The organism is Pseudarthrobacter niigatensis (assembly GCF_030812615.1).
GTDB lineage: Bacteria > Actinomycetota > Actinomycetes > Actinomycetales > Micrococcaceae > Arthrobacter > Arthrobacter niigatensis.
In genome coordinates, this window is the sequence record NZ_JAUSTB010000001.1 from 75,854 (window position 1) to 97,577 (window position 21,724).

Here is a 21,724-nt window from a genome sequence, read left to right on the forward strand (position 1 = left end):
GGCTGACGAGGAGGTCACAGATGTCCCACGCAGACGGCTACGACCGCAACGGCGGGGCTTTTCCCGATGAACCGCGCCTGACCCGGGACACCGCTATCCGCGGACCGGCCAGGCCCGCACCCTATATCGGCGCCGGTATCCTGCTGGCCGCCGCCATCCTTTTCCCATTGATGCCGCAGCTCTACTCCTTTGACGCGCCGCGGCTGGCAGGGATGCCCTTCTTCTACTGGTACCAGCTGCTGTGGGTGCCAATCTCTGCGATCCTGACCGGCAGTGCGTACTGGCTGGTCACCAAGGAAGACCGACGACGGCGGGCCGAGGCGCGCGCAGGTGGCCCGCCCCAGGCAGGCAGTGGCTCCGCCGGGGCCGGGTTGGGAGGTGGCCGGCCATGAACACGCGCGAGATCAACTGGACTGCCCTGATCATTGTGGTGCTGCTGTTCGTCATCGTGGCCGTGATGGGCTTCCTCGCCGCCAAGTGGCGCCGCAGCACCGAAGTGGAAGGGCTGCACAGCCTGGACGAGTGGGGACTGGGCGGCCGCGGCTTCGGCACCTGGATCACCTGGTTCCTCCTGGGCGGGGACCTCTACACCGCGTACACCTTCGTGGCGGTGCCGGCAGCCATGTGGGCCACCGGCGCGGTAAGCGGCTTCTTCGCGGTTCCGTACACGATCGTCCTGTATCCGATCATCTTCATCATCATGAGCCGGCTGTGGTCCGTATCGCACCGCCACGGCTACGTCACCTCGGCGGACTTCGTGGGCGGCCGCTATGGCAGCCGCTGGCTCTCCCTGGCCGTGGCCGTGACGGGCATCGTCGCCACCATGCCCTACATTGCGCTGCAGCTGGTGGGTATCAAGGCAGTCCTTACCGTCCTTGGCCTGGGGAGCTCCGGCAACGTGCTGCTGACCGACCTGCCGCTGATCCTGGCCTTCGTGGTCCTGGCCGCCTACACCTACACCTCGGGCCTGCGCGCCCCGGCGATGATCGCCGTCGTGAAGGACCTCCTGATCTACCTTGCGGTGATTGTCGCCGTGATCTACCTGCCCATCAAGTTCGGCGGCTGGGACACCATTTTCGGGGCGGCGCAGACCAAGCTGGGCGCGGTGAACCAGGCCACGGGCAAGCCGGCGGGTGTCTTCGTCCCCGGGGCGGCAAACTACTCCGCCTACTGGTCGCTGGCGCTGGGCTCGGCCATGGCGCTGTTCATGTATCCGCACTCGGTGACCGCGGTGCTGGCCTCGAAGGCACGCAACACCATCCGCCGCAATGCCGCCATCCTGCCGCTGTACTCCCTGATGCTCGGATTCCTGGCCCTGCTGGGTTTCGTGGCCATTAAGGCGGGCACCAAGCCAATCGACCTGGACGGATCGGTCAATCCGCAGCTGGTGGTCCCGCAGCTGTTCCTTGACCACTTCCCGGCCTGGTTCGCCGGGATCGCACTGGCCGCGATTGCCATCGGGGCCCTGGTGCCTGCAGCGATCATGTCCATTGCCGCCGCCAACATGTTCACCCGGAACATCTACCGCGACTTCATCCGCCCGGACGTCGATCCAAAGACGGAGGCGAAGGTGTCCAAGATTGTCTCCCTGGTGGTGAAGGTGGGCGCCCTGGTTTTCGTGATCGCCATGGACCAGTCGGCGGCCATCAACATGCAGCTGCTGGGCGGCATCTGGATCCTGCAGACCTTCCCCGCAGTGGTGGCCGGCCTCTACACACGCTGGTTCGACCGCTGGGCCCTGCTGATCGGCTGGGCGGTGGGCATCATCTTCGGTACCGTCTCCGCCTACAACGTGGTCAACCCCGTGACCAAGGCACACTTTGGTGGTTCGGTGGCCCCCATTCCCGGCACGGACTTCAGCGTCTACATTGCCGTGTCGGCGTTCGCGCTGAACCTGGTGGTCGCCGCCGTGCTGACCCTGGTGATGCGGGCCCTCAAGGTCCGGACCGGCGAAGACCTTACCCGCCCCACGGACTACGCCGCCGATGAAACGGATCCCAAAGTGGTGCAGATCGAAAAGACCCAGCACTTCACCCAGCCGGGCGGACCTTCCCCGGTGGCCTAGCCGGACTGGGGCCTGACCGCGGGGTCGCCAAGCCGCCTTCCTGCCAGGTTGCGTCCCGGCAGGAAGGCGCTTGCGTCACAGCCAGGCTGTGCGGCGCAACGGCGGTTCCTCCCCGCCCGGACGGCGCACCAGGACCTGGTTGACTCCAGTGAGTCCGTTTTCGAATCCGATGGCGCTGGCCGCCATATACAGCCGCCACACCCGCGCGCGCCCTTCTCCGGCCAATTGCACCGCTTCCGCCCAGTTCTGCTCCAGCCGCCTGACCCACGCCCGGAGGGTCAGCGCGTAGTGGGGGCGCAGTGCTTCCACGTCGAGGACTTCGAACCGGGCAGTCTCCAGGGCGGACACCATTTCGCCCAGGCTGATCATCTCGCCGTCCGGGAAGACGTACCGGGGGATGAATGAGTCGGGATCAGGGGCGGTGGGGCCGGCGTTCCAGGAGATGGCATGGTTCAGCAGCCGGCCGCCGGGGCGGAGCAGCCCGAAGAGCGCTGCGGCATAGGCAGGGGTCTGGGGCCGTCCCACGTGCTCGGACATGCCGATGGAGCTGATGGCATCGTAGGGCCCGTCGTTGACGTCCCGGTAGTCCTGGACCCGGATCTCCACCCTGTCGGTGAGGCCGGCGTCGGCTGCGCGCTTGCGTGCCAGGATGGCCTGCTCCATTGACAGCGTCACGCCCACCACCCTGGCGCCGTACCTTGCCGCGGCATGGAGGGCGAAGCTGCCCCACCCGCAGCCAACATCGAGGACCCGCATCCCGGGCTGGAGGCCCAGCTTGCGGCAGACAAGGTCCAGCTTGGCTTCCTGCGCCGAGTCCAGTCCATTGTCCGGCCCGCCGCCGGGAGGGGCGCCTTCGTCCGGCCACACAGCGCAGGAGTAGACCATTGAGGGTCCCAGCACCAAGGCGTAAAAATCGTTGCCGACGTCGTAGTGATGCGAGATGGCGGCCGAATCCCGTCCACGGGAGTGCATCCTGCCCTTCCTGGCGATCCGCGCCTCTTCGGGCGGAGGGGCAGGGCTGGGTCCAACAGCGCCCAGCCGGACCGCGGTACGCACCAGCAGCCAGAGTTCGCTGGCGGAAAGCGGCCGGAAGGGTCCGGGCTCGGCGAACTTCCCGGCCGAACTCAACGCAGCGAAGGCTTCGAAGATGTCACCGGGGGCGTCGATGTCGCCTGCCACGTACGCCCGGCTCAGGCCAAGCTGCCCCGGTGACCAGAGCATCCGCCGCAAAGCCTTCCGGGACTTGAACTCCAGGACCGGTGCGTTGGCGGGGCCTGCTTCCGAGCCGTCCCATGCCCGCAGCCTCAGCGGGACTTCGCTGGTGCCCAAAACCACCCCCAGCGCCTTCTCCAGCCTGGCGGCGTGCCCGCACGCTCCGGTTCCGCTCTGTCCGGCGTCTTCAGTGTCCATGCGCCCACCCTAAGGCCCGGCAGCCCTCCGCGACTATCATGGGGGAGTGATTCCTGACCCAACCGATGTGGTGGTCATCGGGGCCGGCCAGGCAGGCCTGTCGGCGGCGTACCATCTCCAGCGCCGCGGGCTCAGCTTCGCCGTGCTCGACGCCGAGGAAGGTCCCGGCGGCGCGTGGCGGCACCGCTGGAAGAGCCTGCGCATGGCCACCGTCAACGGGATCAGCGACCTTCCCGGGATCGCCAAGCCGGAGGTGGACCCCGCGGAACCAAGCTCGGAATTCCTGACCCGCTATTTCGCCGGCTATGAGGCGGAGCTGGGGCTTGCCGTCCACCGGCCGGTGAAGGTGCGGGCCGTGCGGCGCGAGGACAGCAATCCGGCCGGGCGGCTGCGGATCGAAACGTCCGACGGCGACTGGCGCGCCAAGGCACTCATCAACGCCACGGGCACGTGGACCCGCCCGTTTTGGCCCATCTATCCCGGCCGTTCCTCGTTCCGCGGCAGGCAACTGCATGTGGCCGACTACGTGTCCGCGGATGAGTTCCGCGGCCGGCACGTGATCGTGGTGGGCGGCGGGATTTCTGCCGTGGGGCTGCTGGAGGAGATTTCCCGCGTCACTTCCACCAGCTGGTTCACGCGCCGGGAGCCGGTGTGGCGCGACGAAGCGTTTGATGCCAGGGCGGGCCATGACGCCGTGGCACTCGTGGAGGAGCGCGTCCGCATGGGGCTCCCACCGCAAAGCGTCGTATCGGTGACGGGCCTGATCTGGACGCCCGCCCTTCGTGCAGCGAAGGAACGGGGCGCGCTGGACCGGCAGCCCATGTTTACCGCCATTGAACCCGAGGGGGTCCGCCTCGCCGACGGCACCCTGCTCAAGGCCGATGTCATCCTGTGGGCCACAGGGTTCAGGGCGGAACTGGAACACCTGGCGCCGCTCCACCTGCGGGGACCGGGCGGCGGGATCGCCATGGACGGAACGCAGGTGGCGGCCGAGCCGCGCGTCCACCTGGTCGGGTACGGCCCGTCGTCGTCCACCATCGGCGCCAACCGTGCCGGACGGGCAGCAGTGGCAGCGATCCTTAAGCTGCCGGCGATGGCGACGGCGGCGGAACCGGTAACGTGGGGGTGATGCCCCGGGTCCCGGGGCCGGCAGAGGCGACAGAAGGCGGCAGCACACCGGTGGCAGCAAACACCCTGGCGGGCATCTTCGACGGGCTGCGACGGCGGCCTGATGTGGAAGCCCCCAATCTGCAGGCCTGGGATGCCACCGACCGGCTCTTGCTTGAAACAGCTGTCGCCCTGGGACGGGCGGGCGGTGGCTTGGCGGTTATTGGAGACCGCTACGGAGCACTCACTCTTGGCACCGCCGAGACCTTGGCCCCGGCGTCGCTTCGCGTGCACCAGGACCTGGTCACCGGGGAGCGGGCCCTGCGGCTGAACGCGGCCGAACTGTCAGCGAGGCGGGAGGCTGCCGGGCTTCCGGCGGACAGCGCCGGGTCCAGTTTCATGCAGCTGCCCCTGGGGCCCGAACTGCTGGCCGGAGCGGACACCGTCCTGCTGCAACTCCCCAAGACCCTCGCCGAGCTTGAGGAGATCGCTGCCGCCGTTGCCAGGTACGCCGCACCGGATGTCCGGCTGCTCGCAGGTGGGCGGGTGAAGCACATGTCACTGGGCATGAACGCCGTCCTTGAACGGTATTTCGTGTCCGTGCAGCCGCAGCTGGCGCGGCAAAAATCGCGGATCCTCCTCGCGGCCGGTCCCAAAACCGCCGCCGCATCCCCGCGTTTTCCGGTGGTTGAACACCTTGCGGAACTGGACCTGGACGTTGCCGCGCACGGCGCTGTCTTCGCCGGCGCCAGGCTGGACATCGGCACGCGCTTCCTGCTGACGTTCCTGCCCGCCATGAAGCCGGCACGCCACGCCGTCGACCTCGGATGCGGCACCGGTATCCTCGCCGCAATGTATGCCAGGCAGTTCCCGGAGGCCGCGGTGACGGCAACCGACCAGTCCGCGGCGGCCGTCCAGTCCGCCCTGGCCACCGCCTGCCTGAATGGTCTTGGGAACCGGATCACGGTGCTGCAGGACGATGCGCTCAGCACCTTCGCGGACGGCTCGGTGGACGCCGTACTCCTGAACCCGCCGTTCCATGTTGGTGCCGGGGTGCACGCCGGCGCCGGGGTGAAGATGATCGAAGCCGCGGGACGGGTCCTGGCTCCGGGGGGCGAGCTGTGGACGGTGTACAACCGGCACCTGGACTACCTGCCCGCCCTGGAGCGGTCCGTCGGGCCCACCGCGGTGGAGGGCCGTAACCCGAAGTTCACCGTCACCCGCAGCACCCGCAGGTCCCACTGACCCCTTCCCTCCCCTCACCGGCCACGACATCCGCCGCGCCGCTGGCAGGACATGTGGGCGGTGGCGGACGCTTAACGTACGATTCAAAGCATCACCACCGCCAGGTAGCCGAAGACGTTTAGGGGACACCGTGTCTGAGATCCGCCAATCCTCTCCGAGGCGCGGAACCAACTTGCCCAGGATGGGGGACTTCAACCTCACGGTCATCCTCGACGCAATCCGCAGGACCTCCGGGGGACTGAGCCGGGTGGAACTCGCCCAGATCGTTGGCCTGTCGCCGCAGACCATCTCGAACATATCCCGCCGCCTGCTGGACCAGAACCTGATCGTCGAAGCCGGCAAGGAGGGCAGCGGCCCCGGCAAGCCCCGCACCATCCTGCGCCTGAACCCCGGCGGCATGTACGCCCTCGGTGTCCACCTGGACCCGGCCGTGACCACATTCGTGGTGCTTGACCTCGTGGGAGCCGTGGTGCGGCACTCCCGGATCAAGACCCCGGGCGGAAACGATCCCGCCGCCGTGATCGCCACCATCGCCGCGGAGCTGGCCCAGCTCGTGGAGGATTCCGGCGTGGACCATGCCCGCATCGCAGGACTCGGAGTGGCCGCTCCAGGTCCCATCGACCTGGACCACGGCACCGTGGTGGACCCGCCACTGCTTCCCGGATGGGACAGGGTGGAACTGCGGAACGCGCTGGCCAAGGCCACCGGCTATTCCGTGCTGGTGGACAAGGACGTCACCAGCGCCGCCGTGGCGGAAACATGGGCGGGCGGCCCCAGCGGCGCCGGCAGTTTCGTGTTCATGTACATGGGGACCGGCATCGGCTGCGGGATCGTCCTGAACGATGAGGTGGTCCGCGGCACATCCGGCAACGCCGGCGAGATCGGCCACATCATCGTGGACCCGGACGGACCGCCCTGCGATTGCGGCCAGCGCGGCTGCGTGAAGTCATCCTGCATACCGCAGGTCCTGGTGGCGGAAGCTGTGGCAGCGGGAGTCCTGGAGGGGGCCCAGGCCGGGAGTGCCGCCGAAATCCAGCAGAGCTTTTCCGAGCTGTGCGCCCGTGCCTACGCCGGCGACGAGGGCGCCGCCGCCATCCTGGACAAGTCCGCCGTCCTGGTTGCCCGGGCGGTCTCGGTGGTCACCAACACCCTGGATGTTGAACGGGTGGTCTTCGGTGGCCCGTTCTGGACCTGCCTGTCGCAGCGCTACCTCGAACTGGTCCCGCCGCTGCTGGACGCCAACAGCGCCGCACGCCTGATCCACCCCATCGAAGTCGTGGGTACAGGGGTGGGGGAGGACGTGGGCGCCATCGGCGCCGCCTCGCTGGTCCTGGAACATACGCTCGCGCCGCGCGCCCAGCGGCTCCTGCTGGAAAGCTGACGGGGCCGTGTTCCGCCGGGCATCCAAAGCCGCATCGCTGGCGGCCGCCGCAGTCCTGGTCCTCGCGGCCTGCACCCCCGCCGATCCTGCCGGCGGAAACCGGACCATCAAGGTGGCGTACCAGAAAACAGACTCGTTCACGGCACTGGACACCATGTTCCAGGAGGCGAAGAAGGAGTTCGAGGCCGCCAACCAGGGTGTGGCAATTGAGCTGCAGCCCATCCAGGCCAATGACGACGATTACGGCACCAAGCTGGCGCTGGCGCTGCGGTCGCCCTCCACCGCCCCGGACGTCTTCTACGAGGACACGTTCAAGGTCCGCTCCGACGTGGACGCCGGCTACCTCCTGAACCTGGACAGCCGCCTGTCCGGGTGGGGGGACTGGAGCAAGTTCGATGCCGGCGCCAAGGAAGCAGGCAAAGCGGACGACGGCGGCACGTACGCGGTCCCGCTGGGCACCGACACGCGTGCCATCTGGTACAACAAGAAGGTTTTTGAGGCTGCCGGCATTGGCCTGCCGTGGCGCCCGTCAAGCTGGCAGGAGATCCTGGACACCGCCAGGAAGATCAAGGCCTCCCAGCCGGATGTGATTCCCTTCAACATGTATGCCGGCAAGGGCACCGGTGAAGGAAGCGTGATGCAGGGTTTCTACGAGCTCCTGTACGGCACCGGGGCGGCCCTTTATGACCAGGATTCGAAGAAGTGGGTTGTGGGCTCGGCCGGCTTCAAGGATTCGCTGGCCTTCCTCAAAACCCTCTATGGGGAAAAGCTCGCAGTGCCTCCGGCCGAGGCGCTGGATCCGAACGTCTGGAAAAAGGTGTTCGGCGAATGGTTCCCGAAGGCAAAACTTGGCGCAATCGTGGAAGGCTCCTACGCGCCGTCGTTCTGGCAGGACGGCGGCAGCTACGCCTGGCCGGGCTACGGGCAGGACATGGCAGTGGCCCCGTTCCCAACCCAGACCGGCGCGCCGCCCGGCGCAGTGAGCATGTCCGGAGGATGGACGTTGGCCGTGGGCGCGGAAACCAAGCAGCCCGACCTCGCGTTCAAATTCCTGACCACCGCCCTGGACGCAAAGAACTCTCTCAGGTTCACGGTGGACAGCTCGCAGATCGCCGTCCGCACCGACGTTGCTGCCGACCCCGGCTACCAATCTGCCAACCCGTTCGTGAAGGACGTGTCCAGCCTGGTCGCGGTCACCCGGTACCGCCCCGCGACGTCCGACTATCCGCGGATCTCCGCTGCCGTGCAGGAGGCCACCGAAGCCGTTATCACCGGTAACAGGACCCCGGAACAGTCGGCAGCCGATTACGACGCGGCCGTGGCCGGCATTGTGGGCGGCGACAAAACCATCCGGAAGTAAGCGGTGCCCGCCAGCCACCGCACACGGCACGTGGTCCGGTACCTGCCGGTGCTGCCCGCCGTCGTGCTTCTGCTTGTGTTCCTCGCCGGCCCGGTGCTGTGGGCCTTCCACGCCTCCCTGACCAACGCCGCACTCACCGGGCGCCACGCCAGGAACCCCGACTGGGTGGGCCTGGACAACTACCAGCGGCTGCTGCAGGACCAAACCTTTCCGCTGTCGTTGGCCTTGACCGTCCTCTTCGTCGCCGGTTCGGCGATCCTGGGCCAAAATGTGCTGGGGCTCGCCCTCGCGGTCCTGATGCGGCGTGCACGGCCGGTGGTCTCCGCAACTGTCGGCACCGCCGTCGTCGCCGCCTGGGTCCTGCCGGAGATCGTGGCGGCGTTCGCAGCCTACGCCTTCTTCAGCCGCGACGGGACACTCAACCAGCTGCTCGGCGGGCTGGGACTGGCGGAGACAGACTGGCTCTACGCGGTTCCCATGGCGGCCGTGATCCTGGCGAACGTGTGGCGCGGGACCGCCTTCTCCATGCTGGTCTACCGGTCCGCGCTTGCCGGAGTCCCCGGCGAGCTGACCGAAGCTGCACAGATGGACGGTGCCGGGGCCTGGCAGCGGCTGGTGTCCATTACCCTTCCGGTGATCCGGGGCAGCATAGCCACCAACCTGATGCTGGTCACGCTGCAGACCCTGGCCGTCTTCACCCTGATCTGGGTCATGACCGCCGGCGGTCCTGCCTACGGCAGCACCACGCTGCCCGTGCTGGCCTACCAGGAGGCCTTCAAGTTCGGAGACATCGGCTATGGCACGGCCGTCGCTACGGTCCTGATCGTCATCGGCGGAGTATTCGGGGGAGCATACCTTCGTTTGCTGAAGGAACAGAAGCCGTGACCGCCGGGCGAAAAGGCAGGCGCAGCACCCTGGCGGATGTGGTCCTGCTGCTGATTGGGGGGTGCTTCCTGCTGCCGCTGCTCTGGCTGGTCCTCGGCTCGCTGGATCCTGCCGCGGGACATGCGGTCAAGGTCCCGCAACGGCCGGCCCTGGACAATTTCGCCGCCGTCCTCACTCCGGAACTGCTGTTCCGGCCGCTGTGGAACAGCCTGCTGCTGTCCGCCGGGACGGGGATCGTGACGCTGGCCGCCGCCGTTCTCGCCGCCTACCCGCTGTCCCGCTACCGCTCCCGCTTCACCACCCCGTTCATGTCCGGCATCCTCTTCGGAACCTGCCTGCCCGTCACGGCCATCATGGTGCCCGTCTATGGCCTGTTCGTGCAGTTCCGGCTGCTGGATTCCCTCCCGGCCACGGTGCTGTTCCTGGCAGCCACCAGCCTGCCCATGGCCATCTGGATGACCAGGAACTTCATGGATGCCGTGCCCCTGGCGCTGGAGGAGGCGGCCTGGGTGGACGGTGCCTCCCGGCTGGCGGGCCTGCGTGCAATCGTGCTGCCGCTCATGGGCCCGGGGCTGGGCGTGGTATTCATCTTCGCCTTCATCCAGGCCTGGGGGAACTTCTTCGTCCCGTTCGTGCTGCTGCTCTCCGAGGGCAGGCAGCCGGCAGCAGTATCGATCTTCAGCTTCTTCGGCCAGCACGGGGCAGTTGCCTACGGCCAACTGGCCGCATTCTCGATCCTCTACTCGATTCCGGTCCTGGCCCTCTACGCCATCGTGGCGCGCGGGTCCGGCAACTCACTGGCCCTGTCGGGAGCTGTAAGGGGCTAATCGATGTCCTCAAGCACCACACCGAACGGCAGGGTGTCATCCAGATGGGCCTGGTGGCCATGGTGGGTGTCCACCACGCGGACGCCGTGGAGTTTATCGGCAGCGGACTGCATCAGGACGGGCCTGACGGTGTCGATGACCACCTGGCTCTTGTCGGCGAGATATTCCTTGTAACTGGCTGGGAGCTCAATCATGGCAAAAGGATAGACCTGCCGGACCCGCATGGGGAGGGGTGCCCATTGCCGGGCCGGGGCTGTCCGGCTTGGATAGGATGACGGACGGGACGCGGCCGGCCCGGACCGTCCGCCCAACACCGTCATCAGGGGGAATCCAGTGCTTTCGACCAGCGTGCCCGCACGAATCCAACCTGCGGAGCTGGCCAGGGCGCAGCAGGTGGCCGCCAACATTTCGCGAAGTTTCGATGCCAAGGTGGTGGGGCAGTCCCGGCTGCGGGAATCGCTGCTGGTGGGCCTGCTGACCGGTGGACACATCCTGCTGGAGAGCGTCCCGGGGCTGGCGAAGACCACCGCCGCGCAGGCCCTTGCCGACGCCGTCAGCGGTGAATTCCGCCGGATCCAGTGCACCCCGGACCTGTTGCCCAGCGACATCGTGGGAACCCAGATCTACGACGCCGCCAAGGGAAGCTTCCACACCCAGCTCGGACCGGTCCACGCCAACATTGTGCTGCTGGACGAGATCAACCGCTCCAGCGCCAAGACCCAGAGCGCAATGCTCGAGGCGATGCAGGAACGCCAGACGTCCATCGGCGGGCAGGACTACCGGCTGCCCTCGCCATTCCTTGTCCTGGCCACCCAGAACCCCATCGAGCAGGAGGGTACCTACCAGCTGCCAGAAGCGCAGATGGACCGGTTTATGCTCAAGGACGTCCTGGATTACCCCAGCCCGGCCGAAGAGGTCGAGATCATCCGCAGGATCGACGCCGGCGTCTACACCCCGGAGCAGAAGCCCGCCGCTGCCGCCTCCCTGGACGCCGTCACCGGGATCCAGCAACTGGCTGCCCGCATCTACATCGATCCGGCGGTGATCAACTACATCGTGGGGTTGGTGTACGTGACCCGGAATGCGTCCGCGTACATTGATGCGAAACTTGCCGGGTTCATCGAGTTTGGCGCCAGCCCCCGGGCCAGCATTGCCTTCAGCCAGGCAGCCCGGGCGGTGGCCCTGCTGAACGGCAGGGACCACGTTATCCCCGAGGACGTCAGGTCGCTGGCCCACCGGGTGCTCCGGCACCGGCTCATCCTGAACTTTGACGCGGTGGCCGAGCAGGTTCCCGTGGAATCGGTGATCGACGCCATCGTCGCCGCCGTCCAGACTCCCTGACCCCGCATGGCCACCCTCCTCCAGCGCGTGAAATCGAAGATTGCCATCTTCGCGCACCGCAAAGCCCGCGGCATGCTCGACGGCGAATACGGTTCCGTGTTCAGGGGCCGCAGCCTGGACTTCGACGACCTGCGCGCCTACGTCCCCGGTGACGAGGTCCGCGACATTGACTGGAAAGCGTCGGCGCGCCACGGCTCGCCCTTGATCCGGCGTTACGTGGCCGTCCGCAGGCAGACAGTCCTCCTGGTCACCGATACCGGACGCAACATGGCGGCGGAGGCGCGGTCCGGGGAAGCGAAGAAGGACATCGCCGTGCTGTCCCTCGGCGTCCTGGGCTACCTGGCCCTCCGGCACGGCGACGTGGTGGGAATGGTGTGCGGTGACTCGGCCGCAACCCGGTCCTTCCCGGCGAAGGGCGGAGAGGCGCATCTCGAACGGCTGCTCCGGCACGTGGACTCACACACTGGCCTCGACGCGCCTGGCAGCAGCATCCGGGACCAGCTCGACTACATCGCGCGGAACATCAGCGGACGGCACCTGCTGTTCGTCGTCGCGGATGAACTGGCTGCGGACGATGCCACCGGATGCCTCCTGCGCAGGCTGCGCGCCCAGCATGAGATCCTGTGGCTGACGGTCAGGGATGCGGAACTGGTTCCTCCACCCCTGGCCGACGCAAGGTTACACCGGAGCGGCGACTCCTACAGCGTGGCAGATTCCTCCCTCCTGGCCAGGCAGCCGGCCACGTCCTCCGTGGTAGCGGCCGCCTACGCCGCAGCCACTAAGGACCGTGACGCGGCCCGCAAAGCCATGCTGCAATCGGCCGGAATCACCGAAGGTGAGGTGGCCGGCAGCGGGGATGTCATCGCCGGCTTGTTTGCCCTCCTGGAGAGGCACCGGCGTGCAGGCTGACCCTGGGTTCTACGGCCCGCTGCAGTACAGCACGGCCTGGATGTGGTGCGGCGCGGCAGTCCTGGCCCTGGTGGCAGGGTGGTACGTCTTCGTGTTTGCCACCACGCGTCCTCCTGTGCGCTCCACGGCCGGCCGGGCCCGCTCCCGGTCCGCCCTGACGGACCTGCCCGGGCTGAAGGCGGCGTACCTGCAGCGGATCCGCGATGTGGAACAGGAGGCGGCGGCGGGAAACCTTGACGCACGCGCAGCGCACCAGCAGGTCAGCCTCCTGCTGCGCGGGTTCGTGCGGGACGCAACGGGAGTCGACGCCACCAGGATGACGCACCAGGACCTGGCCCGGCACCCGCTCCCGGCTGCGGCACACGTCATCGAGGCCCTCTATCCCGCCGAATTCGGCCCCGGACCGCTGCCCTCCGTGGCTGCCTCGGCAGCAAAAGCTTCCGAGGCGGTGCGCGCATGGAACTGATCTTCTGGTGGCTGCTGCCGCTCGCCGCTCTGGCCGCCGGTGCGGCGGCCTGGGTTGCGCTGCGCGGGCGCCGGGGCTCCAACGTAGGGCGCCGGCCCGTGGCGCACGCCGACAGGCTCACCGCCCTCCCGGAATACCAGGCAGCCCTCCGGCGGCACCGCCGCTGGCTGGCCGCTGCCGCGACCGCCTGCGCGGTGCTGCTGGCAGCCACGGCCGTTGCGGCAGCGCGGCCGGCGGACGTGACCACCATCCGCCCGGAGCAGCACAACCGCGACGTCATGCTCTGCCTGGACGCCTCCGGCTCCATGAGCGGTGCCGACGCTGCGGTCGTGGAGGTCTTCGCCGGCCTGGCGAAGAACTTCCGCGGCGAGCGGATCGGCCTGACCATCTTCGACAGCAGCGCCATCCAGGTGTTTCCGCTGACCGATGACTATGCCTACGCCCAGGAGCAGCTGCAGGCTGCCAAGGACGCCTTTGACGGCAAACCAGGAAGCTCCGGATTCCTGGACGGCACCTGGAGCAGCAGGGGATCCTCGCTTATCGGGGATGGCCTGGCCTCCTGCCTCAACAGCTTCCCGGGAGCCACCGGCGGACCCTCCGGTGAGGACGGGAACGCGGCAGGCGGCGGCAGTATGCCCACGCGTTCGCGGTCTGTGGTGCTGGCCACGGACAACTTCCTTTCGGGCAAGCCGATCATGACCTTGGAGCAGGCTGCCCTGCTGGCGAAGGAGCGGTCGGTGCATGTCTACGCTCTTAATCCGGGCGATCTGGACTACGGCGGCGATTCCGACCAACCCGGTGCCCGGCTGCGCGCCGCTGCTTTGTCTACCGGCGGTTCGTACTACTCCCTCGGCAGTCCCGATGCTGTGCCGGAAATTGTCACCGCCGTGGAGCAGACCGAAAGGGCGGCGATCCAGGGAGTACCGCGGGCAGTGTTTTCGGAAGTGCCGGGCCTGCCGCTGGGCGTTGCGCTGCTGTCCGGGCTCGTACTGTCCGCGGTCCTGTGGCACCTGCAGCGGACACCGCTGCGCAGCCGCGTGGCGGTGCGGCGGGGCGGGATTGTCCTGCTGGTCCTGGTGGCTGCCCTCCGGCCCGCCATGCCCGGCGGTTCGGTGCAGGCCGCCACCGCCGACCTGAACGTGTTCTTCGTGGTGGACACCACCACCAGCATGGTGGCCGAGGACTACGGCAACAGGTCCCCGCGGCTGGACGGCGTCCGCGGGGACATCATGGCCATCGCCGAACAGTTGCCGGGAGCCCGCTTCTCCGTCATCACCTTCGACACCACGGCGCATGTCCGGATGCCGCTCAGCACCGACGGCCTGGCGCTGGAAACCATTACGGACGTCATGGAACCCCAGGTGACCGCCTACGCCAGGGGCAGCAGCATCACCGCGGCCAGGCAGGTCCTTTCCGAACGGCTGGCCGCTGCCCGGGACAGCCGGCCGGACCGGCCCCGGCTGGTGTACTACCTGGGGGACGGTGAACAGACCAGCGGCAAGGAGCCGGAGGCCATGAAGGTCGACGGCGGGCTGGTGGCCGGGGGAGCGGTGCTGGGGTACGGCACCTCCGGCGGCGGCCGGATGAAAGCGAACACCGGCCAGGCTTCCGACGGCGGCGGCAGCGGTGCCCCGGCGGACTACGTGCAGGACACCCGGCCCGGCAGCTCCGGGGACGCGCTGTCCGTCATCGACGAAGGGCGGCTGCGGACCGTCGCTTCCCAGCTGGGCGTGCCCTACCTCCACCGCTCTGCCGGCGATCCTGTGGCAGCCATGATGGAACGGGCCCACCCCGGCAGGGCCGAACGAACGGACCAGGACGGATCGTTGGGAGCTGCCAGCGAGCTTTACTGGGCCTTCTCCATCGGTGCCTTCCTGCTGGCCCTGCCCGAAGCGGTGGGCATCATCCGTCAACTCCAGGGGCTCCGTCCCGCGTCCCGCAATGGGGGCAAACCGTGACGGCCAACATCCGCAGGCGCCGCCTGCTGCTGTGGTCCGCCCTGCCGGTGCTCCTGGCGCTGTGTGTCGCCGCCAAGCTCCTCAGCCTGGGCGTCCTCGCCCGTCAGGCCGCCTCCGGTTTCGTGGCCGGAAACACGTCCGCGGTGGGCAGTGCGGCCGGCGGCCTTGGAATAGCCAACCTGGTGGAGCCGCACAAGGCGCCGTTCGCCGCCGGCGATGCTGCCGTGCTGTCGGGTGACCACCGGAGTGCCCGGACCTTGTTCGAACAGTCGGTGGCGATGGTCCCGGACGGATCCGGTGACGAATGCCCGGTGCGCGTGAACCTCGTCCTGGTGATTGAACGCCTGGGTGACCAGCGCCTCCAGGCCGGGGACCCGGCGTCGGCCGTTCAACTGTTCACGCAGGCGCTGGACGTTGCCGGGCAGGCGCCGCAAAGCTGCCGGTCAAACGACGCGGAGGGTGGAGCGGGCGGCCGGTTATCGGACGCTGAAGGCCGGCTGGAAGACAAACTGGGGGCCGCCGGACAAAAAGCGGCGCAGGAACCTGCGCAGGCGGGGGAGCCGTCCCCGGACCCGTCCGGTGACAACCGGCAGGGTCAGCTGGACCAATTGCAGGACAGTGCCCGGCAAGCGGAACGGGAGCGGAACAGCGGGCGCGAACGGGAAGAATACCTGGACGGCGGGGACGCCACCGCCCCGGAGCGACCGTGGTAGGGCGCCCACGGACGAACATTATTCTGTTGCCGCAAGAAACAACCCGTAAAACTGCGTCTTAATTCGGTACCGACTTGTCCCCGGCCCGCCGGGCCCCCTAGAGTCTTAGACAAGTTACCGCGGTAACGTGTCAGCGATCCTCCGCTCCGGAGGGTGTGGGTGCCCCCATGTGGGCCTGACATTTGCTCACGGACTACTTCATTCCAGGCGTAACAGTCGCGGCTGCGTCCTCGTGGAGTCCCTCCGTGTTCCCAAACTCAAATTCATTGCCGGTTGTCCGCCCTTTGGGCAGGCAGCCCCAATGGCCCAAAAGCCAAGGACGCAAATGTCACCACCAAGCCTTATTGACGCACATCCCCAGTTATCCGAGACCGCCCCGGTGGCTCTCTCCTATGAGCTGTTCCCGCCGCGTTCGCCCGCGGCGGCGGAGACCCTCTGGACCACAATCCGCGAGTTGGAGACTACTGAGCCTGACTACGTCTCCGTCACCTACGGCGCCAGCGGATCGAACCGGGACACCGCCCTCGAGCTCATCAACCGGCTCCTGGTCGAAACTACGCTGCGGCCATTGGCCCACCTGACCTGCGTGGGCAACACCCCCCAGGAACTCGCTGCGATCATCGGCGACCTGCTGGACATCGGGGTGCGTGGCATCCTCGCCCTGCGCGGCGACCTCCCCCAGGACGGCGCCCCGCCGGCGGCCGGGTCCCTGCGGTACGCCCAGGACCTCATCGACCTCATCCGCCGGGTGGAGCAGCGCCGTTCGGCCCTGCTCTGTGCCGGGAAGATCGCTGTTGGCGTGGCGGCCTACCCCACCCGCCACCCGGAGTCACCCAGCGAAGACCACGACGTCGAAGTGCTGCTCGCCAAGCAGCGTTCCGGCGCCGATTTCGCCATCACCCAGGTGTTCTTCGAAGCCTCGCAGTACGAGGACCTGCTCACCCGGGCCCGGCGTGCCGGCGTGACCATTCCCATCATTCCCGGCGTCATGCCTTTCACCAGCCTCCGCCGCCTCAAGCGGCTGGGGGAGTTGGCGGGAGTGGAACCGGCACCCAGGCTGATGGATCGCCTCGCGGCTGCCGATAACGACATTGAACGGCTCCACATCGGCGTCGACGCCACCGTCGACCTGGCCAATGCCGCCCTCGACGCCGGAGCCCCCGGACTCCACCTCTACACCTTCAACGAGCACCAAAGCGCGCTGGAAGTCCTGGACAAGCTGGCCCTGCCGCGGCATAACCGCAGCAGCCACGCCCGGGCCGCCGTTGCCCGGACCCAGCTGGCCAGCTGAACGCCGGCCCGGCACCGTTCACGCTTCACCGCGCTAACCCACGCCCTTTTTGACCTACCTCCGACCTGAGGACCTTTGCCATGCCTGAAAACAACACGCCCTTCCCGTCCGCCTCGATCCTCGGCTACCCGAGGATCGGCCGCCGCCGCGAACTCAAGAAGGCCGTCGAAGCCTACTGGGCCGGCCGAATCGACGCCGCCGCGCTGGACGCCGCCGCCAAGGACATCCAGCTGTCCACCGCCAGGCGCCTCCATGACCTGGGACTGACCGAGGCCGCAGCCGTCCCCGGCACGTTCTCCTACTACGACCAGGTCCTGGACACCACCGCCCACCTGGGTGCCGTACCCGCACGCTTCGGCAGGCTCCTCAACGCCGCCGGGCAGCTGGACATCGACGGCTACTTCACCCTGGCCCGCGGCACCAAGGACCAGCAGCCGCTGGAAATGACCAAGTGGTTCGACACCAACTACCACTACCTGGTCCCTGAGATCGGCCCCGAAACCGAATTCACCCTGGCCTCCACCGCCAAGGTCGACGAGTTCGCCTTCGCACTGGCCAACGGCATCGAAACCCGCCCGTATATCGTCGGCCCGGTTACCTACCTGCTCCTGTCCAAGGCCTCCGACGACGCCCCGGCGGGCTTCGCGCCGCTGTCCCGCCTCGAGGACGTCCTGCCGGTGTACGTCCAGCTGCTCGAAAAGCTGGCCGCCGCCGGCGCCGGCTGGGTGCAGCTCGACGAACCCGCACTGGTGGTCGACCAGGACACCCCCGCTGCAGAGGTCGAAGCAGCGGTTGCCCGCGCCTACGACATCCTCACCGCGGCGGCCAACCGCCCGCAGATCCTCGTCTCCACCCCCTACGGGTCCCTCGGCGGCCAGCTGGGGACGCTTGCCGCCACCAACATCGACGCCCTGCACATCGACGTCTTCAAGGGCTCTGTTCCCTCCGCCGCAGCACTGGCGGGCCTGGGCAACAAGACCCTGGTTGCCGGCGTCGTGGACGGCCACAACATCTGGCGCAACGACCTCGCGGCGTCGGCGGCGAAGCTGGACGAGCTGAAGGGCGCCGCTGCCAAGGTCGCCGTCTCCACGTCCACCTCAACCCAGCACGTCCCGCATGACGTTGACGAGGAGACCCGGCTGCCCGCGCAACTCGGCAGCTGGCTTGCGTTCGCGGACCAGAAAGCCGCGGAGGTCACCACGCTGGCCTCCTACCTGGCAGACCCCGCCTCCGCCAAAGCCGCCATCGACCAGGCAACCGCCGTGATCACCTCGCGTGCCACCGCAGAAGGCGTCCACCGCGCGGACGTCCGGGCCCGCACCGAAGCCCTGACCGCTGCGGACTTCACCCGGTCCGACTACGCGGTGCGCGAAGCGGCCCAGGAGGAGTCGCTGCACCTGCCGCCGCTGCCCACCACCACCATCGGCTCCTTCCCGCAGACGTCAGAGATCCGCTCAGCCCGCGCGCGCAACACCAAGGGCGAGCTGAGTGATGAACAGTACGAGCGGCTCATGAAGGACGAGATCAAGCGCGTGGTGGACCTGCAGGAAGAGCTGGGCTACGACGTCCTGGTGCACGGTGAGCCCGAGCGCAACGACATGGTGCAGTACTTCGCCGAAAACCTGGAAGGCTTCGACGTCACCGTCCACGGCTGGGTCCAGTCCTACGGTTCACGCTGCACCCGGCCCTCCATCCTCTGGGGAGATGTCACCCGCAGTGCTCCCATAACCGTCAAATGGGCGGAGTACGCGCAGTCCCTGACCAGCAAGCCGATGAAGGGCATGCTCACCGGCCCGGTCACCATCCTGGCCTGGTCCTTCGTCCGCGACGACCAGCCGCTGGGCGAAACCGCCAACCAGGTGGGACTGGCGCTGCGGGACGAGATCGCCGACCTCGAAGCCGCCGGCATCAAGGTCATCCAGGTGGACGAGCCGGCCCTGCGCGAACTGCTGCCGCTGCGCAAGGCCGACCAGGCCGACTACCTGAAGTGGTCCGTCGGCTCATTCCGCCTGGCCACGGCCGGTGCCGCCGATTCCACCCAGATCCACACCCACCTCTGCTACTCCGAGTTCGGCGTGATCATCGACGCGATCGACGGCCTGGACGCCGACGTGACCTCCATCGAGGCCGCCCGTTCCCGCATGGAGGTGGTCCACGACCTCGAGGCCCACGGCTTTGGCCGCGGGGTCGGCCCGGGCGTCTACGACATCCACTCCCCGCGCGTTCCCGGCGAGCAGGAAGTCACGGAGCTGCTCAGCACCGCCGTCCGGCATGTCCCGTCCCGCCAGCTCTGGGTCAACCCTGACTGCGGGCTGAAGACCCGCGGCTACGCCGAGACTGAAGAGTCCTTGCGGAACCTGGTCAAGGCCACGCAGACGGTGCGCGCCGGCCTGCTGGAAACGGCGAAGTAAGGCAACGCTCGACGGCGGCGGGTCACCTTGGGTGGGCCGCCGCCGTCGTCGTATCCTTCATCCGCACGGCGGTGATGAACAGCCATACACTCGCGGCGACGATCGCCATGATAGCAACCAAAGTTGGCACCGAGTTGGCACCCGAGAACCCTGTTTCGCCGATGATCCACCCCTGCGCCAAATAGCCCATTCCGGACAGCGCCATCAGTAATCCGATGATCCGGGGAACACGGTGCATGGCCACCACGACAACGCCCAGCAGTACCAGCGCGGCTCCCAGCAGGAAGCTGTGGTAGCTGCGCATTCCCCACTCCAGCCAGCGGATTCCTTCGGCCGTGGCGAATCGGGCTGCCTTTTCGGGTTCCGGAGCTGCGGCCCATGCATCCACCGCTTGCTTCAGGGCCACGCCGTCCACTGCCTGCAGGGCGGCATAGAGTGCCAGGGCGGCAGCGGCGGCAAGGGCGCCAAACCGGGCAACCCAGGTCATGGCGTGGCGCTGAGCGCCACTTGCTGCCCACAGGGAAACGAGTCCAGCGCACACCAACGCCATCCCCAGGAACTGGCCCAGATGCACGGCGGTCCAGATGCCGCTGTTGGCGTATGCAGTGAAGGAGGCCACGTGGTCGTTGGCGTCGTGGGACTCAGCGTGGAACACGCCGGCGAATATTGATGCCAGCACGCCGGCGAGTATCAGCGACGCAGCCAGCCGCCACGTACCGGTTCTGATCTCTTGCATAACTCCTATGCTGGGACCGGCCGCGGGGCAGCACCAGGGTCAAACGCCCCGGAGATTATCCCCTTCAGGACTCCCAGACGATTTCGTCGTCCACCACGCCGTCCTGGTCAGCGGATGCCACCAGGATCTCATCGGTGAAGTGCTCCCCGAGGGTGAAGTCCAGGACGAAGTAGCGTTCCGGCTGCCCGGGGTAGATGGCTACATGCCCCAGCTTCAGGGCTTTGAGGAACACCTCGTTGGTGAGCTGGCTCCGGTCCTGGACGCCGAAGACCTTATGCAGTTGTTCGTCCTTGAGCGCGTTGCAGTGGAAGTGCAGGTATTCCTGCGGACTGGTGCCGTCCTGCTCCAGCTCCTCGGCGATCATTCCCCGGACCTCGTCCACCAGTTCAGGCAGGAAGCGGAGCCGGTATTCGACCTTGCGCAGTGCGGCTTCATCGAAGTGGTCGTGGGCGTTGATTTTCAGGTCGAGTTCCAGCGGATGGCCGCGCAGCTCATGTTTGGCGGCGAAGAGATGATCCATGCCGTGGTTGAGCTCAATCTCCCCAAAGTGCTGGCTCGCTACCTTGTTCATAGTCTCAACATAGACCCGAAGGGCAGACCATTCCAGCGTTCGCGCCTAATTCACCGCGGTGCGCATCCCGGCGAGAGTCTCGGCCAGCAGGTCTACGAAAAGCTGCACCCTGGCGGTTTTCCGGTCATTGATCAGCAGCGCAAAGACGTTCCGGGCCAGCCGGATTTCCGGCACGTCCAGCACCACCACGCCAGCGGGTTTGTTCCGGAGCGCCAGTTCGGGAACCAGGGCGGCGCCCAGGCCGGCGGCTGCCATCTCCAGGCTGGCGTGGAAGTCATCGCTGTGCGCCACCACCCGGGGGTGCAGGTTGCAGCCGGCAAACAGCCGCTCGATCACCATGGCGTCGCTGGTGCCCGGATGATGCATGATCCAGGGCATCTCCGACAGGTGGTCGGCCGCGACCTTCGCATCGGCCCGGAAGCCCCACCCGGCGGGCAGGACCACCCGGAAATCATCGTCGCCGATCCATTGCCGGTTGATCGTGTTGGGCCACGCGAAGCCGGTCTGGCCCACCTGGAACACCACCGCCAAGTCCAGGTCGCCACCGGTGCGCAGCCCCTGGATGGTCTGGCCCGGTTCCGCTACGGAGACCCGCAGGTCGATCCCCAGCCTCTTCCACGCCGGATTCTTCAGGATCCGCGGCAGGACATACGTGGCCAGGCTGGGGAAGATGCCCAGCCGCAGTTCCTGGCTCCCGGTATCCTGCGTCCGTGAGGCGGCGGCCATCAGCGCTTCGATGTCCGTGAGCACCTTGGCGGCGTGCCGGGTCATGACGACGGCGGCTTCCGTAGGGATCACCGCGCGCGCCGACCGCTGGAAGAGGGTGACGCCCGTTTCCCGCTCCAGCGCAGACATCTGCTGCGAGACGGCGGAGGCCGTGTAGCCAAGCGTTGCGGCTGCCGCAGCGAACGAGCCCAGCCGCGTGACCTCCAGGAGGGTCTTCAGGTGCACGGGATTTACCACCAGTTCACAGTACTGCACCCATCCGCCGCCGCGACCGCGCCGAATAGCCCTCTGTATAACCAGAACAGCGGCAATGTTCAGCAGA

Annotated in this window: 20 protein-coding genes; 15 read left to right on the top strand and 5 right to left on the bottom strand. The window is 67.6% G+C overall.

Annotated elements, in window-relative coordinates; all coding sequences use genetic code 11:
- Positions 1-20: 20 nt before the first annotated feature.
- Positions 21-392: a DUF3311 domain-containing protein gene (locus J2T23_RS00385; RefSeq protein WP_141181716.1), complete on the top strand. Its 372-nt coding sequence runs from the start codon at positions 21-23 to the stop codon at positions 390-392.
- Positions 389-2,065 carry a monocarboxylate uptake permease MctP gene (gene mctP / locus J2T23_RS00390; protein ID WP_141181715.1) on the top strand — a complete coding sequence of 559 codons (1,677 nt, stop codon included), beginning with the start codon at positions 389-391 and terminating at the stop codon, positions 2,063-2,065. Before J2T23_RS00385 ends, mctP begins: the two co-directional genes overlap by 4 nt.
- Before the next feature lie 75 nt (positions 2,066-2,140).
- Here the strand turns inward: mctP and J2T23_RS00395 are convergent, their stop codons facing one another.
- The gene (locus tag J2T23_RS00395; protein WP_307356260.1) at positions 2,141-3,475 is read right to left on the bottom strand and encodes a class I SAM-dependent methyltransferase; all 1,335 of its coding nucleotides are present in this window, start codon (positions 3,473-3,475) and stop codon (positions 2,141-2,143) included.
- Positions 3,476-3,521: 46 nt separating this feature from the next.
- Here J2T23_RS00395 and J2T23_RS00400 point away from each other — a divergent pair, with 46 nt between their 5' ends.
- The 6 genes from J2T23_RS00400 (at position 3,522) to J2T23_RS00425 (ending at position 10,280) form a co-directional block, all read left to right on the top strand.
- Positions 3,522-4,604, top strand: a complete 1,083-nt coding sequence (locus J2T23_RS00400) for an FAD-dependent oxidoreductase (RefSeq protein ID WP_307356263.1) — start codon at positions 3,522-3,524, stop codon at positions 4,602-4,604.
- A 50-nt stretch (positions 4,605-4,654) separates the two neighbouring features.
- Positions 4,655-5,827, top strand: a complete 1,173-nt coding sequence (locus J2T23_RS00405) for a class I SAM-dependent methyltransferase (RefSeq protein ID WP_307356266.1) — start codon at positions 4,655-4,657, stop codon at positions 5,825-5,827.
- Between the two features lie 181 nt (positions 5,828-6,008).
- Entirely contained in the window at positions 6,009-7,208 is a 1,200-nt protein-coding gene (locus J2T23_RS00410) for an ROK family transcriptional regulator (protein ID WP_141160238.1), read from the top strand.
- Between the two features lie 7 nt (positions 7,209-7,215).
- Positions 7,216-8,568 carry an extracellular solute-binding protein gene (locus J2T23_RS00415; RefSeq protein ID WP_307356272.1) on the top strand — a complete coding sequence of 451 codons (1,353 nt, stop codon included), beginning with the start codon at positions 7,216-7,218 and terminating at the stop codon, positions 8,566-8,568.
- Positions 8,569-8,571: 3 nt separating this feature from the next.
- Positions 8,572-9,453, top strand: a complete 882-nt coding sequence (locus J2T23_RS00420) for a carbohydrate ABC transporter permease (RefSeq protein ID WP_307356275.1) — start codon at positions 8,572-8,574, stop codon at positions 9,451-9,453.
- The gene (locus tag J2T23_RS00425) at positions 9,450-10,280 is read left to right on the top strand and encodes a carbohydrate ABC transporter permease (RefSeq protein ID WP_246857452.1); all 831 of its coding nucleotides are present in this window, start codon (positions 9,450-9,452) and stop codon (positions 10,278-10,280) included. The genes J2T23_RS00420 and J2T23_RS00425 overlap by 4 nt, the downstream gene beginning before the upstream one ends.
- Here J2T23_RS00425 and J2T23_RS00430 read toward each other — a convergent pair.
- A complete protein-coding gene (locus J2T23_RS00430; RefSeq protein WP_141160241.1) occupies positions 10,277-10,504 on the bottom strand; it encodes a hypothetical protein in 228 nt (75 codons plus the stop codon). The two genes, J2T23_RS00425 and J2T23_RS00430, sit on opposite strands and share 4 nt — an antisense overlap.
- Positions 10,505-10,613: 109 nt before the next feature.
- Between J2T23_RS00430 and J2T23_RS00435 the strand changes: the two genes are divergently transcribed.
- From J2T23_RS00435 to metE, 7 genes are all read left to right on the top strand, one after another.
- Positions 10,614-11,621, top strand: a complete 1,008-nt coding sequence (locus J2T23_RS00435; protein WP_307356279.1) for an AAA family ATPase — start codon at positions 10,614-10,616, stop codon at positions 11,619-11,621.
- 6 nt (positions 11,622-11,627) lie between these two features.
- Positions 11,628-12,530, top strand: a complete 903-nt coding sequence (locus tag J2T23_RS00440) for a DUF58 domain-containing protein (protein WP_307356281.1) — start codon at positions 11,628-11,630, stop codon at positions 12,528-12,530.
- Positions 12,520-12,996, top strand: coding sequence for a hypothetical protein (locus J2T23_RS00445; protein ID WP_141181708.1), 477 nt, complete (start codon positions 12,520-12,522; stop codon positions 12,994-12,996). Before J2T23_RS00440 ends, J2T23_RS00445 begins: the two co-directional genes overlap by 11 nt.
- The gene (locus J2T23_RS00450) at positions 12,987-14,954 is read left to right on the top strand and encodes a vWA domain-containing protein (RefSeq protein WP_307356283.1); all 1,968 of its coding nucleotides are present in this window, start codon (positions 12,987-12,989) and stop codon (positions 14,952-14,954) included. Before J2T23_RS00445 ends, J2T23_RS00450 begins: the two co-directional genes overlap by 10 nt.
- Complete coding sequence (locus J2T23_RS00455; RefSeq protein ID WP_307356285.1) at positions 14,951-15,667, top strand: hypothetical protein; 717 nt, start codon at positions 14,951-14,953, stop codon at positions 15,665-15,667. The genes J2T23_RS00450 and J2T23_RS00455 overlap by 4 nt, the downstream gene beginning before the upstream one ends.
- A gap of 325 nt (positions 15,668-15,992) precedes the next feature.
- Complete coding sequence (locus tag J2T23_RS00460; RefSeq protein WP_307356287.1) at positions 15,993-16,958, top strand: methylenetetrahydrofolate reductase; 966 nt, start codon at positions 15,993-15,995, stop codon at positions 16,956-16,958.
- 80 nt (positions 16,959-17,038) lie between these two features.
- The gene (gene metE / locus J2T23_RS00465) at positions 17,039-19,369 is read left to right on the top strand and encodes a 5-methyltetrahydropteroyltriglutamate--homocysteine S-methyltransferase (RefSeq protein ID WP_307356289.1); all 2,331 of its coding nucleotides are present in this window, start codon (positions 17,039-17,041) and stop codon (positions 19,367-19,369) included.
- Positions 19,370-19,391: 22 nt separating this feature from the next.
- Here metE and J2T23_RS00470 read toward each other — a convergent pair whose 3' ends face one another.
- From J2T23_RS00470 to J2T23_RS00480, 3 genes are all read right to left on the bottom strand, one after another.
- The gene (locus J2T23_RS00470) at positions 19,392-20,105 is read right to left on the bottom strand and encodes a DUF4386 family protein (protein ID WP_307356291.1); all 714 of its coding nucleotides are present in this window, start codon (positions 20,103-20,105) and stop codon (positions 19,392-19,394) included.
- Between the two features lie 64 nt (positions 20,106-20,169).
- Positions 20,170-20,676, bottom strand: coding sequence for a DUF2004 domain-containing protein (locus J2T23_RS00475; RefSeq protein ID WP_141160250.1), 507 nt, complete (start codon positions 20,674-20,676; stop codon positions 20,170-20,172).
- Between the two features lie 45 nt (positions 20,677-20,721).
- A complete protein-coding gene (locus J2T23_RS00480; RefSeq protein WP_141160251.1) occupies positions 20,722-21,639 on the bottom strand; it encodes a LysR family transcriptional regulator in 918 nt (305 codons plus the stop codon).
- Between the last annotated feature and the right edge of the window lie 85 nt (positions 21,640-21,724).